13 protein-coding genes and 1 pseudogene are annotated in these 16,410 nt (G+C 31.1%); 5 read left to right on the forward strand and 9 right to left on the reverse strand.

Going from position 1 to position 16,410, the window contains the following annotated elements:
- Nucleotides 1-93: 93 nt before the first annotated feature.
- The 7 genes and pseudogenes from CLMAG_RS17655 to CLMAG_RS17685 all read right to left on the reverse strand — a co-directional run bounded on the left by CLMAG_RS17655 (nucleotide 94) and on the right by CLMAG_RS17685 (nucleotide 7,672).
- Nucleotides 94-903, reverse strand: coding sequence for a hypothetical protein (locus tag CLMAG_RS17655; protein WP_066625583.1), 810 nt, complete (start codon nucleotides 901-903; stop codon nucleotides 94-96).
- A 24-nt stretch (nucleotides 904-927) separates the two neighbouring features.
- Nucleotides 928-1,563: a tRNA (guanosine(46)-N7)-methyltransferase TrmB gene (trmB, locus tag CLMAG_RS17660; protein ID WP_066625585.1), complete on the reverse strand. Its 636-nt coding sequence runs from the start codon at nucleotides 1,561-1,563 to the stop codon at nucleotides 928-930.
- Between the two features lie 303 nt (nucleotides 1,564-1,866).
- Nucleotides 1,867-2,511, reverse strand: coding sequence for a site-2 protease family protein (locus CLMAG_RS17665; RefSeq protein ID WP_066625591.1), 645 nt, complete (start codon nucleotides 2,509-2,511; stop codon nucleotides 1,867-1,869).
- A 172-nt stretch (nucleotides 2,512-2,683) separates the two neighbouring features.
- Entirely contained in the window at nucleotides 2,684-3,712 is a 1,029-nt protein-coding gene (locus tag CLMAG_RS17670) for a hypothetical protein (protein ID WP_066625593.1), read from the reverse strand.
- A 206-nt stretch (nucleotides 3,713-3,918) separates the two neighbouring features.
- On the reverse strand, nucleotides 3,919-4,926 hold the full coding sequence (locus CLMAG_RS17675; protein ID WP_066625595.1) for a phosphodiester glycosidase family protein: 1,008 nt from the start codon (nucleotides 4,924-4,926) through the stop codon (nucleotides 3,919-3,921).
- 240 nt (nucleotides 4,927-5,166) lie between these two features.
- A pseudogene (locus tag CLMAG_RS17680) lies at nucleotides 5,167-6,542 on the reverse strand (PhoH family protein).
- Between the two features lie 200 nt (nucleotides 6,543-6,742).
- Nucleotides 6,743-7,672, reverse strand: a complete 930-nt coding sequence (locus CLMAG_RS17685; protein ID WP_066625603.1) for a metal ABC transporter substrate-binding protein — start codon at nucleotides 7,670-7,672, stop codon at nucleotides 6,743-6,745.
- 200 nt (nucleotides 7,673-7,872) lie between these two features.
- Between CLMAG_RS17685 and CLMAG_RS17690 the strand changes: the two genes are divergently transcribed.
- Entirely contained in the window at nucleotides 7,873-8,517 is a 645-nt protein-coding gene (locus tag CLMAG_RS17690) for a metal ABC transporter ATP-binding protein (RefSeq protein ID WP_066625606.1), read from the forward strand.
- Nucleotides 8,518-8,547: 30 nt separating this feature from the next.
- Nucleotides 8,548-9,339 (forward strand): metal ABC transporter permease, encoded by a 792-nt coding sequence (locus CLMAG_RS17695; RefSeq protein ID WP_066625609.1) that lies wholly within the window; start codon nucleotides 8,548-8,550, stop codon nucleotides 9,337-9,339.
- Between the two features lie 496 nt (nucleotides 9,340-9,835).
- Here CLMAG_RS17695 and CLMAG_RS17700 read toward each other — a convergent pair whose 3' ends face one another.
- Both CLMAG_RS17700 and CLMAG_RS17705 read right to left on the reverse strand, forming a co-directional pair.
- Entirely contained in the window at nucleotides 9,836-11,869 is a 2,034-nt protein-coding gene (locus CLMAG_RS17700) for a cell wall-binding repeat-containing protein (RefSeq protein WP_139264194.1), read from the reverse strand.
- Between the two features lie 423 nt (nucleotides 11,870-12,292).
- On the reverse strand, nucleotides 12,293-13,144 hold the full coding sequence (locus tag CLMAG_RS17705; protein WP_066625612.1) for a YitT family protein: 852 nt from the start codon (nucleotides 13,142-13,144) through the stop codon (nucleotides 12,293-12,295).
- Nucleotides 13,145-13,702: 558 nt separating this feature from the next.
- Between CLMAG_RS17705 and modA the strand changes: the two genes are divergently transcribed.
- From modA to CLMAG_RS17720, 3 genes are read left to right on the forward strand one after another with little or no spacing between them, the layout of a single operon-like run.
- Nucleotides 13,703-14,530, forward strand: coding sequence for a molybdate ABC transporter substrate-binding protein (gene modA / locus CLMAG_RS17710; RefSeq protein WP_066625615.1), 828 nt, complete (start codon nucleotides 13,703-13,705; stop codon nucleotides 14,528-14,530).
- 41 nt (nucleotides 14,531-14,571) lie between these two features.
- Nucleotides 14,572-15,276 carry a molybdate ABC transporter permease subunit gene (gene modB / locus CLMAG_RS17715; RefSeq protein ID WP_066625618.1) on the forward strand — a complete coding sequence of 235 codons (705 nt, stop codon included), beginning with the start codon at nucleotides 14,572-14,574 and terminating at the stop codon, nucleotides 15,274-15,276.
- Entirely contained in the window at nucleotides 15,260-16,324 is a 1,065-nt protein-coding gene (locus CLMAG_RS17720) for a sulfate/molybdate ABC transporter ATP-binding protein (protein ID WP_066625622.1), read from the forward strand. Before modB ends, CLMAG_RS17720 begins: the two co-directional genes overlap by 17 nt.
- Nucleotides 16,325-16,410 lie beyond the last annotated feature (86 nt).

Raw genomic sequence — 16,410 nt, forward strand, 5'->3', positions numbered from 1 at the left:
AAATTATTCCACATATTCAACTTATTTTATAATAAAACAATCCCCATCTCGATTTATTCTCGAGATAGGGATTGTTTTCCTATATTAATAATCTTAAGAACTAAACTTGCTTATAGTTAATAAAATTAAGCTTACCAAAAAAGTTATTACTGAAAGAATTACTGCTACAATTAAAAAACCTGTAATTAAAATGTTATATGTCATTATGTTAAAAGCTAATACATATTTTGATAAACCGGATATATTTAACAATAATATTATTAAAAATATTATCCCTAACCCTCTAGATGCTCCTTTTATATCTGCAGAACTTAAAGATATATGAGAAGATATACATATTGCCATAAATAAAAATAAGTAAAAGTATGGATTTCCAAAATTACTGAATGAAAATATACTTTTTATTAACCCCTCATAAGAATTAATTATTCCTTGAATTGTAGCCTTATTCAACTCCGTAATCTGCAAACTTCTTGTTAGTATACTAATAAATCTATCATAAGCTTGAGGTATTATAAAACGCATTAACGTAATTATAGAAATAACTCCTCCAAATATTGGTGCCACGCCTATAAAGAAATTTCCTATCTGTTGATAAATACTATGCTGATTATAGCTATGTTGTACATATCCCATTACTCCATTTCCATCTGGTTTTTGAAGTAATTTTATTTTGGCAATCCTATGACCGAATAATAAAGCAAAGATGGCATGACTCAATTCATGGATAGGAACACCTATAGTTCCGGTAACCATTACTGCTTTACTGCCAAAACTTCTTTGTAAATTTCTTATTGAATATGATCTTAGCATACCAAGAAGCAGTCCTATTAATATAATAACACCTAGTAAATAAAATGTTTCAATAAAACTTCTAATAAATAACTCAATAAAAAAATTCATATATTTCATAACCTTATTTGTGGTCTACAACAACTTTGCTAATAAAAACATTGTCTTCATACCAAGTGAAGTGAACTTCTCTTCGTATTCTGTGACAACATTTCCTTGGAAATCGCTATTATGTAAATCATAACTTAAGTACTCTATACTAAAACCGTTCTCTTTAAAATAAGTCTGTGAATCTTCAAACAACTCCACGTTATCTGTCTTAAACCATATTTCACAGCCAGGTTTTATAAATTTTTTGTACTCTGTCAAAAATTTTGTATGAGTAAGTCTTCTTTTATTATGTCTCTCTTTAGGCCATGGATTACAAAAGTTTATGTATATTCTACTAATCTCATCCTTATCAAATACTTCACTAATACCAGCTATATTCATAGGAATAACTCTTGCATTTTCCAATTCAGCTTCAATCAACTTTTTCAATGCATATATTATTACTTCATCCTTAAGATCTACACCTATATAATTTATGCCTGGATTTTGCTGTGCATGGGTAGATATAAATTTACCTCTTCCACAACCTAATTCCAAATATATATCATTGTCATTTTTAAATTCCTCATGCCACTTTCCTTTATGTTCCTGTGGTTTTACTATTGTTAAAGAACTCGCTTCCATTTCAGGTCTAGCCCACCACTTTTTTCTTAATCTCATCAGTTTCCTCCTAATTTACTAAGTTAAATTTAAATCATTAGCATATTTTCTACAAAATAATTATGCATTCTTCTATTAATATTGTCAATTGTATAAGCATGGAATTGTTTAATTAAAGAAAAACTATTGAAGCAAGATCTTAATTCAGATGGGGATTCTTTTACCCCATCTGAATTTTAGAGCTGCGAATGCATGGCTTACTTGGCGTAAGTCTCCCACTTTAAGAAGTGGGAGACTTACGCCAAGTTAGTCAGGTGCAAATTAAAATGGTAGTTAACTCACAAGCTAACTACCCTCTTTTGACTAAATTATAAAATTGGCCATCCCCATAAACATACTATATAAAAAGCTAGATGGAATTCCCACTATATAACTTGCTAATGGAGTTGCTATAAAAAGAAGAAGTATAATAAGTTGGTATCTGTATACAGCCTCCGATATTTTATAATATGCTGATGGAAATAAATCTCTTAGAACGTGAAATCCATCAAGTCCTGGCATCGGAAGCAAGTTAAATATAAAAAGCATACAATTTATACTGATTATAGCTGACAATATACTTGCAAGTATGGCATAAAGCGTAGGCATTCCACTTAAGGCTGTCAATCCAAACCTAGCCAAAAGTGCCATAAGTATAGCACCTAAAAAGGCTACTATTAGATTCGCAATTGGTCCTGCAATTGATACCTTTAAATCATCCTTGTATCTATTTTTGAAAGCACTAGGATTAGTTTCTACTGGCTTTGCCCACCCAAATCCTATTATCATTATCATTATAAAACCTAAAAGATCTATATGGACAAATGGATTTAACGTAAGCCTTCCTTGAAACTTTGGTGTTTTATCACCAAGTTTATCAGCTACTATTGCATGGGCATATTCATGAAAAGTAAGCCCTATTAGTATAGCCGGTATTACAAGAATTTTTCCCAATAACCAATTATTCAAATAAAATCATCCCTTCTCTTTGCTAACATTTTCAAATTAAAAGTATCTCAATTATAACAGAAGTTACTTTAATTCTCAATCAATATACTTAGACTAGATCTGTATTAACTTTACTTTAAGATTAGAATACTTAGAAAGGATTGGTGATAGACTTTATCACCAATCCTTTCAATTAATTTAGTTGAGTTTTCACCATTTTTCCATCACTTATAGATATAATACCACCACTATATATCTGTACAAAAGTTCCTTGATAAGTGTACTCTTTTCCGCTGCCAAACTCTCTTACAATTCCTTTAAGATTATCATTCACATAAATCTTGCCTTGTTCATTTATAAATATATCGCTTTTATTTACAGAACCCCTTAAATCCACAACTTGAAACTTACTTCCTTCATCTTTTACATTTCCATAATAAATTTTAGAAACTAAGTCATTTTCTGTATCTCCGATATATGCAACATCGTTATCATCTACGCCTAATAAAGATGGAGTCTTGATACTCTCTATGGTTATAGGTTCATCACTTCCTGTTGCATATATTTTGTGATAAGTCAAATCTTCATATAAAAGATTATCCTCATGAGGGACAACCTTTATTTTACCTATCATGTAAGAACCCTTAGTATCAACTTTTTTCATTTCTTTCATTATGTTAATCCAATAAATACTACTTCTTTTCCCACTATTAGCAACTTTAACGTATATTATATTAGTTAAAGGAGATGCCTGTATGTCTTCAACCTCTGCCTTTTTGTCTGCCCAGTCTAACTCTTTTATATCTTCCTTCACAGACTTATCCACATCATAATAAGCTAATTTAAAGTTGGAGCTGCGATTTGAAGTTTCTTTTTCAGCTATAAGCATTCTATTTCTATCAGGAAGCCATTTATATAAGGATACCTTTACTCCTTCATCAAACTCTACATTTTTCTCTTCACCAGTTTTTACATTAACAACTTTTAGTATATCTTCATCATAATAAGCCAAATACCTAGCATCATAAGAAACGCTAACATGCTTTGCATTTTCCGGAACCTTTATTTCAGCATCCGGTTTCTTTACATCACTTTTTACTATTTTTTTAGTTTGTATAGATGTATTAGAAGTGAATAAATAATTATTCGCATAGAAAAGCCCAGCAAACTGTACGGCAAGGGATATCATTATCCATAAAAAAATTCTCATAAAAAGTTTCATTTCTCATTCCCCTTTAAATCCTCTAAATAATTATCTTCTGTGCTTTTAAGACATCTGAAAGAAAATAACAAGTCAAAGATGCGACGGATATTTTGTGTCGGACAAGGAGACAGGTTCAGCAAATAGCCGATTCTATCTAAGGGTTCTGCCGACGCAGTATGACGCAAAATAGACTAGCAGATTGACTAGTTGTTTTTTGAAGATGTCTAAGGCTTTACATAAACAATAGATGGTACTGATCGTTCTCCTAGGGGATCACAAGGATTATTTATTACTTCTCCTTCATAATACATAGTAGAAGATGAACCACCATCTAAATTTGTAGCATTAATAGCTCCATACTGAAGCATTATAGTCTGAACATCCTTTAAAGTAGCACCTACACTGCTTGTTTGCCTTCCATCTATGACTAAAAACAGAATAGCTCCATCTTTTCTTTGTCCTATAGCAGTTCTAGGAGCTATTCCCCATCCGCCATCACCTGATTTTATAGTTCCTCTACCATTTACAACTAATGCTGGTCCAAAGGAAATAGCTTCCGTGACGCCTTGTTCCTGCATCTCCTCTAAACTATGTTGTCCAACTAAAAGAACTCCTTCTTTAGTCATAGCCATTACTTCAATCTTAGCAGTTTCATCAGTTACATCATTATATACTACTTTTCCGTCAGTCATTAGTATTCCAACTGGCTTTCCTCCAGTACCCGTCCACTTACTGTCTCCTGAAGAACTATCTGTAAAACCACCACCATTAATAGCTGCTACTGCACCTTTATCCTTAGCTATCTGGCTAGTTAATTCTCCTTGTACACCAAGCTTTTTGGTTAATCCAACTTTTACTCTGCTAGGATCATGTATAATCAACATATATCCTTTGAACTTTCTTCCATCACTAATTTCTTCTCTTTCAATACTACTATCATGATTATTGTTAAATTTTATTTGTTGGTTGCTGTCCTGCTCAATTACTTCTACAGTATTTTCACTCAAAATATTATTTATTTCTTCATCAGATAAAAAAGTTTTAGCAATATACTGATGACTCAGAGTAGTCATAGCAGCACCTACTATTGTTCTTTTTACATTGTCAAAGGGTCCATGAAATATTATAAGTGGAGCAGTTACCCCAGTAAATATAATCTCAAATATTAAAAAACCTAAAACTATTTTCCAAAAGGATCTTATTTTCTTGCCTTCGGTTTTTCTTTTATTCATATGTTAAACCTTTCCTTTCTACAAACTCATCCCTCAATATTGTACAATAAATGCTATATTTTTTAAATAGAAATAATTATAAATACATAAAAAGTTCATCAATAAGCCTTATGGGCTTAATATAATTACTCCACAATTTAATCTTTATTAAACTTTTATCCAAATAAAAACACCAAAGGCGTTACGTCTCTAGTGTTTTTTATTAAAAACATATCGAATAAGTTTATTTGCATAATGCAATTATAATCTCTTGGAGGCTTCATATGCAAGTGGAGATCTTTCACATTCATCGTATTTTAAGGTAACTTGATAACATAATTGGCTCCCTTTCATTTTTTCGGAAGCATAACAAAGACCGTTAGATCTAGAATCAAGAAATGGTTGATCTATTTGCTCTGGATCTCCAATTAATATAAGTTTTGTACCAAATCCTACTCTAGTAATAATAGCTTTAACCTGTTTTGGTGTTAAATTTTGTGCCTCATCAATAACCACCCAGTTCTTGACTATAGATCTTCCTCTTAAATAGGCTACAGCTTCTGTAGTTATAATTCTTCTGTCAAATAACTCTCTAATTTTATCAGATAACTCTTTTTCATTTTTATATCGCTCTTTTTCGTCTGAATCTATTAATATTTCTAGATTGTCTAGTACAGGTCTCATAAATGGCGATATTTTTTCCTGCTCAGTTCCTGGCAAGAATCCTATCTCTTCATCCATAGTTACATTTGGCCTACATACAAGTACTCTCCTATACTGATCTGTTCCTTCTTCTATAATTTTATGCAGTCCAACAGCTAAAGAAAATAAAGTTTTCGCTGTTCCTGCCGGTCCTTTTATTATTACCAGTGGTGCTTTATCTGCACCTATAGCTAAAGACTCTAACATAAATTTTTGTCCTACATTTCTTGCGCTTATACCTAAAGGTGTACTATCTTTATAATATAATTGTACAATTTTTTCACCATCAAATCTGCCTAGGGCAGTTTGCTTAGGATTATTAAGTCCATGAATTATAACGAATTGATTTTTATAAAGTTCTGGAGTTAAATATTCATTTCTTTCTTCTGAATAATATGATATATCCTTTGACTCTATGGATTTATTTCGATAAAATTCTGATATTTTTTCTGAAGTAGCGTAAACATCCATTCTCCCTGTATATTGACTTTCATGTTCAGGTACGAATTTTTCATGAAAATCCTCTACATCTACATTGACTGTATCCGCTTTTATCCTTTCAAAAGTGTCCTTAGTAATAAGACAAACATCTTCTCCCTGTTCTTTGAGACCTTTACATACCTGTATTATTCTATTATCAGGCTTACCTTTATCCCAGGATGGAGGGATTTTAGTATCATAATGATTCATCTCAACTCTTAGGTTTCCCCCCCAGGAAGCTTTACCCCTTTGCTCAGTTTACCCTCACTTCTGAGCTTATCAATTACTCTTGCTGCATGCCTAGCATTAGCTCCAAGATCATTTTTATCTTTTTTGAAAGTATCTAGTTCCTCAAGTACAACTTCAGGTATGACTACATCATTGTCTCCAAAGGTAAAAATCGCTCCTGGTGAGTATAGAATAACATTGGTATCTAAAACATAGGTCCTCTTCAAAACCATTCCTCCCCTCTTCCATTACTATTATTATATTCACGAAATTTTATAAATGTATTAATTTTTAAAAATTGTATATGCTTTTTTAAATTATAAAGTACAACTTAAGCTATATGAAAGTGTTAGAGCAGATAGTCATCAAATAAAATAAAAAGGCTGAATCCTACTCATTGAGTTTAGATTCAACCTTTTGACATGTTCTATTTCAAACTTTCGTACACCTTATCTAAATTTTCTTTCATACTTTCTATGTAATCTTTTCCGTCTTCTTCACTTTCTGCAGTATATATTTTTTCAACCTTTGCATCCACCTCTTTAGCTAAAGTTTCAGAAACTTTAGGACTTGCCATTTCTTCCATAAAAACAGTTTTCACATCATTTTTTTTACAGTAGTCTACAAGCTCTTCCAATCTTTTAGCAGTTGGTTCACCCTCTGCAAATACATTTTCAACACTGTTTTGTTGTAAGCCAAAATCTCTACAGAAGTATGCAAAAGCAGCATGGCCAGTTATAAAATTTTTGCTGGAAGTTTGATCAAACTTTGTTTTATAATCATTTAAAATTACGTCTAATTTAGATGCAAATTCATTATAGTTTTTTTCATAATAATCTTTATTAGAAGGGTCTACTTTAACTAAAGCATCCTTTATATTTTTAGCTTCTATTTTTGCACCACTTAAACTTATCCACATGTGAGGGTCATACTGACCATGCTCCTTCACAGCATCCTCATCGCTGTTCTTTATAGGATTACCTCCTCTAGAAGCTTCAACTACTATCAAATTCTTATTATCTGCAGCTTTTATAGTTTTATCTACCCAATTCTCCATGCCAAGACCATTATATACAAAAATTTGTGCCTTGCTTATATTTTCTAAATCTTTAGGCTTTGGCTCAAAATCATGAGGTTCTGTTCCACTTGGTATCATTGTTTGAACATCAACCTTATCTTTACCAACTGCTTTTATAAATTGAGTCATAGCATTAAAACTTGCCACCACTTTTATTTTTCCGTTATTATCCGAACTATTATTTTCATTTACAGAAACACCAACATTTTTATCTCCACAAGCTACTAAAGTCATTAATAAAATTATAGATATTAATGATAAAATTACTTTTCTAAACATAATATTTTAATCCTCCTTAAAATTATCACCAATAGGTTATTGCAAATCATTCGCATTTAGATATATAATAGTACTATAATCCTTTTTTGTCAATCATAATTAGCAGTGACTATTGCTTTAAATAAATGTTAATAATATAATTTATCTGTTATTATTTACAATTTTTCTAAAATTATATATATTTGGAGGAAAATTTTTTTATGATTCAAATTAGAAATTTAATTTTCTCATATACTGGCAATACACCTTATATACTAGATAAGATAAACTTAAACATTATGGAAAGAAGTTACGTATCTATCCTTGGCGAAAACGGAAGTGCTAAAACTACTCTTGTCAAGCTTATATTAAATTTACTTAAACCTTTAAGTGGAATAATAACTCTAGATACTGAAAAAATTGGCTATGTACCTCAAAGAGTTGAGAATTTCAACTCACAATTTCCAATAACAGTTTCAGAAATGTTAAAATGTCATATGAAAGTACTAAAGCTAAAAAACTCAAGATCTATTCTCAATAGCCTTGAAGCTGTGGGTATGGAAAATTTTAAAAATACTCTTATAGGCGATATGTCTGGAGGACAACAGCAAAAGATATTTATTGCTCGTGCCTTGATGGGAAATCCAAAACTACTCATATTAGATGAGCCTTCTACAGGCATAGATATACAAAGTCAACAAGAAATATATAGTATAATTAAACATCTAAATCTACATCTAGGGATTACTGTTTTAGCTGTAGAGCATAATTTAAAAGCGGCATTGGATAATTCAACCCATATCTGCCTAATGGAGAATGGGTCTGCAACTTTGTATCCAATAGATGAATACAAAGAAATGTTATAATAATTAAAAACTTATTTTGGAGGATACTTAATGTTACAATATAGTTTTATTCAAAATGCAATTATCGCAGGAATATTTATTTCAATTTTGTGCCCTGCTGTAGGAGTGTTTCTTGTACTTAAAAGATATTCTATGATGGGAGATGCTTTGTCTCACGCATCTCTTGCTGGAGTTTCTCTTGGACTGATTCTTGGTTATAACCCAATAATATGTGCCTTTCTATTTACATCAGTTTGTGGACTTTTAATTGAACTCTTAAGGGATTACTATAAAAAATATGCAGAACTTATTCTTGTAATTGTTATGACTCTTGCTATAGGTATAGCTATTACATTGATAAGTACTGGCAGAACTAATGCCAATGTAAATTCTTATTTATTTGGCAGTATATTAACAGTATCTAAAAATGAACTTTATACCGTATTTGTATTGAGCATTATATCAGTTATAACACTTTCTCTACTTTATAATCAGCTGCTTTATATTACCTTTGATGAAAATGGTGCTAAAATCGCAGGCATAAAAGTTAGACTTATAAATTACCTTTTTGCTCTGCTTGTAGGTGCTACTATCTCCGTTTCCATAAGAATTATGGGCATCCTAGTTATATCATCAATGATAGCAATGCCAGTAGCAGCAGCGCTTCAATTAAGAAGAAGCTTTAAAGCAACTCTAATACTTTCTATTATATTTGGATTTATTGATATAATTGTTGGTTTATTTCTATCCTACTTTATAAACAGCGCTCCAGGAGGAACAATTGCACTAACCTCAGTTGCAGTGTTACTTATAGTATTATTAAGCAAAAAAATCTTTAAATGAACGAGAAAGATGGTATAAAAATAACCCTTTAGTTGATAATAATATATAATTTACTAACCAAAGGGTCATTTTTATTATAAACAATTAATTACAAATCATCTTTACACTATATAATCAGAAAATAGTTACCGGATAAATACTAAAATTTTTTCTCCATATCTATGCTTTGCTTTCTGGTGGTTATCAGACTCAAAGTTATTGCAACACATTATAGAACTAATTAATAAAAGAGAGGCTAAAATTTTTTTCATAATTTTCCTCCTTTTTTATTTAATTTTAAAGTTCATTATCCATTTATAGTTTATGTAATAATATAAATAATACTTTATGATTGTATTAGACATGATTCCATTAAAACTATTTTAAAGTTATATCTTCAATTTATTTAATCGAAAGCCTAAATAAACTTAAACCAATTTAGGGATACTCTCAATTAGAAACTATCCCTAAATTTAGGGTAAATATTAAAAAAAATTTTTTCAACATTTTTTTATATTTATTGCAATTTTAAAGATATATTGTTGATTTTTGATATGAGATAATTAGTTATTATTTTATCTCCACCAAATACATTAATGGTAACTTTATTGCTTCCTGTAACATCATTTATTGATCTAGCTCCACTTATATAAGAAGATTCAGATACTAGAACTAACGGCTTACCTCGTATTGCTGCCACAACGCTTCCACTTAATGAATCTGGAAAATTCTCGCCAGAAGCAACATATACCTTGTCCAAATTATTTTCATAAAAATGGCTATTGATCTTTTCTACTGTTTCGTATCTATCTTTTCCACCCAATCTTATAATACTCTTATCATCATATCCTGTGATTTCTTTAATTCTATTTTTAACACTTTCAGATACTGCAGCACTACCACCTACAATATATACTACAGATGGTTTCATATTTATAATATAACTTTCTACATCCTCGCTTAATTTACTTGAAGACGTCAATAAAACCGGCCATTGGCTATATCCAGCTTTAGGTGAAATACTTAAAGCATCAGCAAAAGCTGAATCATTAGATATTACGATAGGAGTTCCTTGTGACAAATTTAGATTTTCTGCAATTTTAACACTAGTTTCATTTCTATTTGTTCCACCAATTCTTATGATATTATTTTTTAAATATCCACTCTTTATAAAATAGTCTACATAAAACTGGCTAACTGCTCCTTCTCCGCCAAGAATATATATATTTCCATTCTTATTAAGCTTATTTAAGATATATTGTAATACAACTGTACTTCCTTCGCTTTCCACACTCTTATCCAAAAGTAATAGTGGAGCATTAAGCTTCTTGGCTAAGGTAACTCCCACTAACCCATCTGGGAAATCACTACCGCTAGCTATGATTACATTATCCAAATTGCTCCCAAAATTATTTTCTGCTATTAATTTAGAAGTTTCATATCTATCTTGTCCACCAAATCTTACAACTTCTTCAATCTTTGATGGTACACTGTTTATATCCGCTACCACTTTAAATGGAGTTGCTATAGGACTACTCCAGTAGCCTCTACTGTTTCTAGTTTCTAAAATAAAATAATAATTTCCTCCAGACATATTATTAAAAGCTATTATTTTTTCATTAGCTGATGTATTTTCAGAAATTTGAGTAATAAGTTTTCCTGATACATTATTACTTTGATTTATATCTCCACTATAAACCCTGATTCTATAGGCTGTTTGATATCCCCCACTTATAGTATCGTTAAACCCCCACTTAATATATAACTTACCATCATTCTTATTTATAGATTGTCTATATAATGGACTTTCTATAGTTGGTTGAGCCGAATTATTCTCTATAAAGTCACTGCCTATGCCATTAAACCTTCCAGGGATATAGTCGCTCATTATCTCTTCTTTTGATCTATAGTACTCCTTAACCTTTTGCCCAGTTCCATCATAATTTCCGGCAGTAGCTTCTATAGTATTAGCTCCTATTATATTACCATAATCATCGTAAACCCAGGATTGGAAGAACGCTACATGTGATGAACTATATAGAAGCACGTCCATATTTTTTAAATCATAAATAGATATAGGTGTTAAATATTTACCTAGAGTTCCAGTAGATTGTTTTTCTCCAGGAATTTTCAAAACACTTTGGACAAAGCCCGAACAATCTATTCCTGCTGTTCCTGCCTTGTATCCGCCAGTATAATTAATATTACCCGCCATGGCACCTTTATTTATAGCATCAAAAAAGTTACTCCATTGACTTGTTGATCTGGTGTCAATTCCATCTGACCCACCCCATGCATAGGGAATTCCAATTTGCTGTGAATTCGTCTCATTTTTTAACTGATCTGGTAGTTTTATATCACTTTGAACATTTCCATTTAAGCTTTTTACATAGCGCCATAGAGCATCTGTCATTTTATATGCTCTATCCTGTGCTTCTTGTCTCGAAATATATGATAACATAGGCGAAGCTGCATAAGCTTTGCTAGTTAAACAGCACATACTTATTGCAAGAGTTGACAAGAATAAGGTAATACTTTTTCGTCTATTCACCTCATTGCCCTCCTATAAATATTTAACCTGACTAACTTGGCGTAAGTCTCCCACTTTATATGAAACTCCTCTTCCTACCATCAGAGGAGTAAGCGATTCACATAAAATCATAGATTTTGGTTCTCTGCTTAAGTGGGAGTTCAACGCCAAGTAAGCCATGCATTCGCAGCTCTAAAATTCAGATGGGGTAAAAGAATACCCATCTGAATTAAGATCTTGCTTCAAATAATCCCTACGATAGTGACAGTTTAACCTATGTATATACCTAATTCAATGTAAGGTTTGTTCCTATATTAGTAAGTTTTATGAATTAAAACCTGAATTAGATAAAACTATTTAGGAGTTATACATTGGATTAGATTTTATATATTTGAGTAAATAAAAAAAACCTTAGCTATACAATTAATATAACTAAGGAATTTTTTAAAATGCTGCTGCCCTAAATCCTTTTCCTCGCACTTCAGTTGTATCCATAACTGACACTACTGCTGTACAATCTATATTCTCTATTAAGTTTTTCGCTCTTTCCAGCTCTCTAGGACTTAATATACAATAAATAACTTTCTTTCTATCTCCTGTATAAGCACCCTCACCATAAAGATAGGTTACTCCTCTGCCTAAGCTTTCTAGTATAGCTTGTTTTACTTTATCACATTCTCCAGTTACTATAAAGACTACTTTTTCCTTGTCAAACCCTTGTATAAACTTATCAACTATCGTAGCATTCATATACATTGCAATTAAAGTATAAACAGCTACTTCTAAACTTCCCATAAACATTCCCATTGCAACTATTACTACATTGATCATAAAGGCTATTCTTCCTATAGATATACCATACTTCTTTTTAACTACTACAGCTATAATATCTGTGCCACCCTGTGATGCTCTACTTTTAAATATTATTCCTGCACCTAAACCTGTTAGTAATCCTCCACATAATGAAGCAATTAATGAATCTGGTATATAGTATAGATTATAAAGATTTCTTGTAAATATCAATGATAGTGACATAGCTGTCATTCCTATAAAACTGAAAACTCCAAATTCTTTATCAATGGCTTTAATCCCTATTAAAAATATAGGAATATTAATAAGAATTACAAAGTAACCAGACTGTATTCCTGTTAGATATTGAAAAATTATTGCTACACCAGCTACTCCGCCACTAAGAAGCTTATGAGGTACAATAAATAAGTTAACTCCAATAGAATATATCAAACTACCTATTATAACTGTTAATAATCTTAATACTTTTTCTTTTTTAATAAACATATATTCATATGCCTCCTCAAAATCCTTCTTATCAACAAAATATCTTATATACAACAACATCTGATTAGCTCTGCTTATTAGAACTATTATGTACTATATAAATTTTATTACAGCTTTGAATATGTGTCAAAGGACTTGTGATTGGATTAATCCAAATATTAATCCAATTGCAAGTCCATTAGCTTATATTCATTAACAAATCATAGCTTTTCTTTATTTAATATATAAAAACTCATGAATTCTAATTTATCAAATAACAGAAAATTAAAATAATTCCATCAGGCCTTTTCGTCCAAAACCAACTGGTATATTACCAAAAACCCAAACACCTATTTTAACCATGTATAAACTTTCATAATATTAAATAAAACCACTTGAATTAACACTAATATTTAACTATAATTAAACGTAATAAAACATAATAATACTAAATATAACGGTATTGATCATATTAGTAATAATAATATTAAATATAATTATTACTGTTATATCACTAATATTATGTATCACTATATAAAATCATGTAAAATGATAAACTTTATTGATGGGGGTAGTAAAATGAAAATTGTTAAAAAACTATTATTTATTCCTTTTATTTTATCTATTATAATTATGTCAGTTGCCTGTGGAAACACTAATCAATCTCAAAATCAGCAAGGAAGTAATTCTACAACTCAAACTAAAGATGATAAAAATATAACATTAACTATATCCGCAGCAGCCAGTTTAAAAGATTCTATGCAGGAACTTCAAAAACTTTATGCTACAGAAAAACCTAATGTCAAAATTACATACAATTTTGGAGCTTCAGGAACATTGCAACAACAAATAGAACAAGGGGCTCCAGCAGATATATTTATGTCAGCTGCAACAAAACAAATGGATGCGTTGAAGCAGAAAAATCTCCTAGTAGATGATACAGTAAAAAATCTTTTAGAAAATAATGTTGTATTAATAGCACCTAAAGATTCTTCAGAAATTAAAGATTTTGCAGATTTAGCAGGTGATAAAGTTAAAAAGGTAGCATTAGGAGAACCTAAAAGCGTACCAGTTGGACAATACTCTCAAGATGTTTTAAACTCTTTGAAAATAATGGACAAAGTTCAGCCTAAAGCTGTTTTAGCAAAGGATGTAAAAGAAGTGTTAACTTGGGTAGAAACAAAAAATGTAGATGCAGGTATTGTTTATGAAACAGATGCAAAAGTATCAGATAAAGTTAAAATAGTAGCTACTGCACCAGCAAATACTCATAAGCCTGTTCTATATCCAGTAGCTGTTATTAAAAATAGTAAGAATGTAGATGCAGCAAAAGATTTTCTTAACTTTATAGCTAGTGATAAAGGAAAAGCTGTATTTGAAAAATACGGATTTAAAGTTACTAAATAGAAAATAATATATTTAAACTAATGATGAAGGAGGCAAATAATATGGTACTAGATTTATCTCCTATGTGGATTTCTTTAAAAACATCACTTACTGCTACAGCTATAACATTTTTTATTGGTCTTGCAGTAGCACAATGGATGTCAAATTATAAGGGTAAGCTAAAAGGCATACTTGATACTATATTTACTTTGCCTCTTGTACTTCCACCTACAGTGGTAGGATTCTTTTTACTTTTGATATTTGGAATGAATGGACCTTTGGGTAAAATTCTTTTAAAACTTGATACTAGTATAATATTTTCTTGGTCTGCTACTGTTATTGCCGCTGTTGTGGTTTCATTCCCTCTTATGTATAAAACTTCTCGTGCTGCCCTTGAACAGATAGATAGAAATATTGTAAATGCAGCAAGAACTCTTGGAGTATCGGAATGGCGAGTGTTTTGGAAGATTACTTTGCCTTTAGCTTGGCCCGGTATAGCTGCTGCTACAGTACTTTCTTTTGCTAGAGCCCTTGGAGAGTTTGGTGCAACCCTTATGGTAGCTGGAAATATACCTGGTAAGACCCAAACAATTCCTGTAGCCATTTATTTTACCGCAGAAGGTGGAGAAATGGATAAAGCACTTATATGGGTAATTTTAATTGTAATCATTTCCGCAACAGTAATGTTCTTAATGAATTATTGGACTGATCATCAGGGAAAACTTTTGTCAGGAACTAGGAGGACATCAGATGAGACTTTACGTTGATATTGAAAAAACTTTACCGGATTTTAATTTAAAAGTTAAATTTAGTATTGACCAAGGTACTTTGGGATTATTAGGTGCCTCAGGTTCTGGAAAAAGCATGACTCTTAGATGCATTGCTGGTATAGATACTCCTACACGGGGAAAAATCATTTTAAACGATAGGATTTTTTATGATTCAGAAAATGGTATAAATCTTCCAATTCATAAGAGAAAAGTAGGATTTTTATTTCAAAACTATGCTCTTTTTCCTCATATGACAATAGCAGAAAATATTAGTTTTGCTTTAACTTCTTTAAGCAAAGAGGAAAAAAAAAGAGTAGTAGAAGAAAAAATAAATATGATGCAGCTAAATGGACTTGAGGATAGATTTCCTCACCAGCTTTCAGGAGGACAGCAGCAGAGAGCAGCTTTTGCTAGAGCATTAGCTGTAAAACCAGAAATACTATTGCTAGATGAACCTTTTTCGGCCTTAGACAATTATCTTAGATCTCAAGTACAAAGACAGCTAATAGACACTCTTGTAGATTATAAGGGCGCTACAATATTTGTATCTCATAATATGGATGAAGTATATCGAATATGTGATAACTTAGCCGTGATATCAAAAGGGACGGTAACTGCTTACGGCTTTAAGAAGGATATATTTGACAATCCACCAAACCTTACATCTGCTCAACTTACAGGCTGTAAAAATATATCTAAAACTAGGTTAATAGGACCAGATATAGTCGAGGCATTAGACTGGGGATGTACTCTTAATGTAAGCAAAAAAATAAATAACGAAACTTCCTATATAGGGATTCGTGCTCATTATATTTCCATTGTACCTAATGAAGATTTCATTAATACCTTTAAATGTGTTGTTAGTTATGTAATTGAAGGACCTTTCGGAGTTACAGTTTACTTAAAAGGACTTGAAGGAGAAAAATATTTTCAATCTGTTAACTTGCACTGGGAAATTTCAAGGGAACAATGGCTAGAAGTAAAAGATTTAAAGGAACCTTTAAATATACACCTTTCTCCAGAGCAACTATTTTTAGCTGAGTAAAAATTATATTATTAAAAAAGTAAATCTAATAAATACAATTAAACTTAAATCAGGTAGGAAATGAGTGCACCTTATCCCCTACCTAA

The organism is Clostridium magnum DSM 2767 (assembly GCF_001623875.1).
Classification (GTDB): domain Bacteria; phylum Bacillota; class Clostridia; order Clostridiales; family Clostridiaceae; genus Clostridium_AM; species Clostridium_AM magnum.

What these genes read in the sequence shown, in the direction of transcription:
- CLMAG_RS17655 (WP_066625583.1), bottom strand. Translation starts at nt 903, where the DNA reads ATGAATTTTTTTATTGAGTTATTTATTAGAAGTTTTATTGAAACATTT.
- trmB (WP_066625585.1), bottom strand. Translation starts at nt 1,563, where the DNA reads ATGAGATTAAGAAAAAAGTGGTGGGCTAGACCTGAAATGGAAGCGAGT.
- CLMAG_RS17670 (WP_066625593.1), bottom strand. Translation starts at nt 3,712, where the DNA reads ATGAAACTTTTTATGAGAATTTTTTTATGGATAATGATATCCCTTGCC.
- CLMAG_RS17675 (WP_066625595.1), bottom strand. Translation starts at nt 4,926, where the DNA reads ATGAATAAAAGAAAAACCGAAGGCAAGAAAATAAGATCCTTTTGGAAA.
- CLMAG_RS17685 (WP_066625603.1), bottom strand. Translation starts at nt 7,672, where the DNA reads ATGTTTAGAAAAGTAATTTTATCATTAATATCTATAATTTTATTAATG.
- CLMAG_RS17690 (WP_066625606.1), top strand. Translation starts at nt 7,873, where the DNA reads ATGATTCAAATTAGAAATTTAATTTTCTCATATACTGGCAATACACCT.
- CLMAG_RS17695 (WP_066625609.1), top strand. Translation starts at nt 8,548, where the DNA reads ATGTTACAATATAGTTTTATTCAAAATGCAATTATCGCAGGAATATTT.
- CLMAG_RS17705 (WP_066625612.1), bottom strand. Translation starts at nt 13,144, where the DNA reads ATGTTTATTAAAAAAGAAAAAGTATTAAGATTATTAACAGTTATAATA.
- modA (WP_066625615.1), top strand. Translation starts at nt 13,703, where the DNA reads ATGAAAATTGTTAAAAAACTATTATTTATTCCTTTTATTTTATCTATT.
- modB (WP_066625618.1), top strand. Translation starts at nt 14,572, where the DNA reads ATGGTACTAGATTTATCTCCTATGTGGATTTCTTTAAAAACATCACTT.
- CLMAG_RS17720 (WP_066625622.1), top strand. Translation starts at nt 15,260, where the DNA reads ATGAGACTTTACGTTGATATTGAAAAAACTTTACCGGATTTTAATTTA.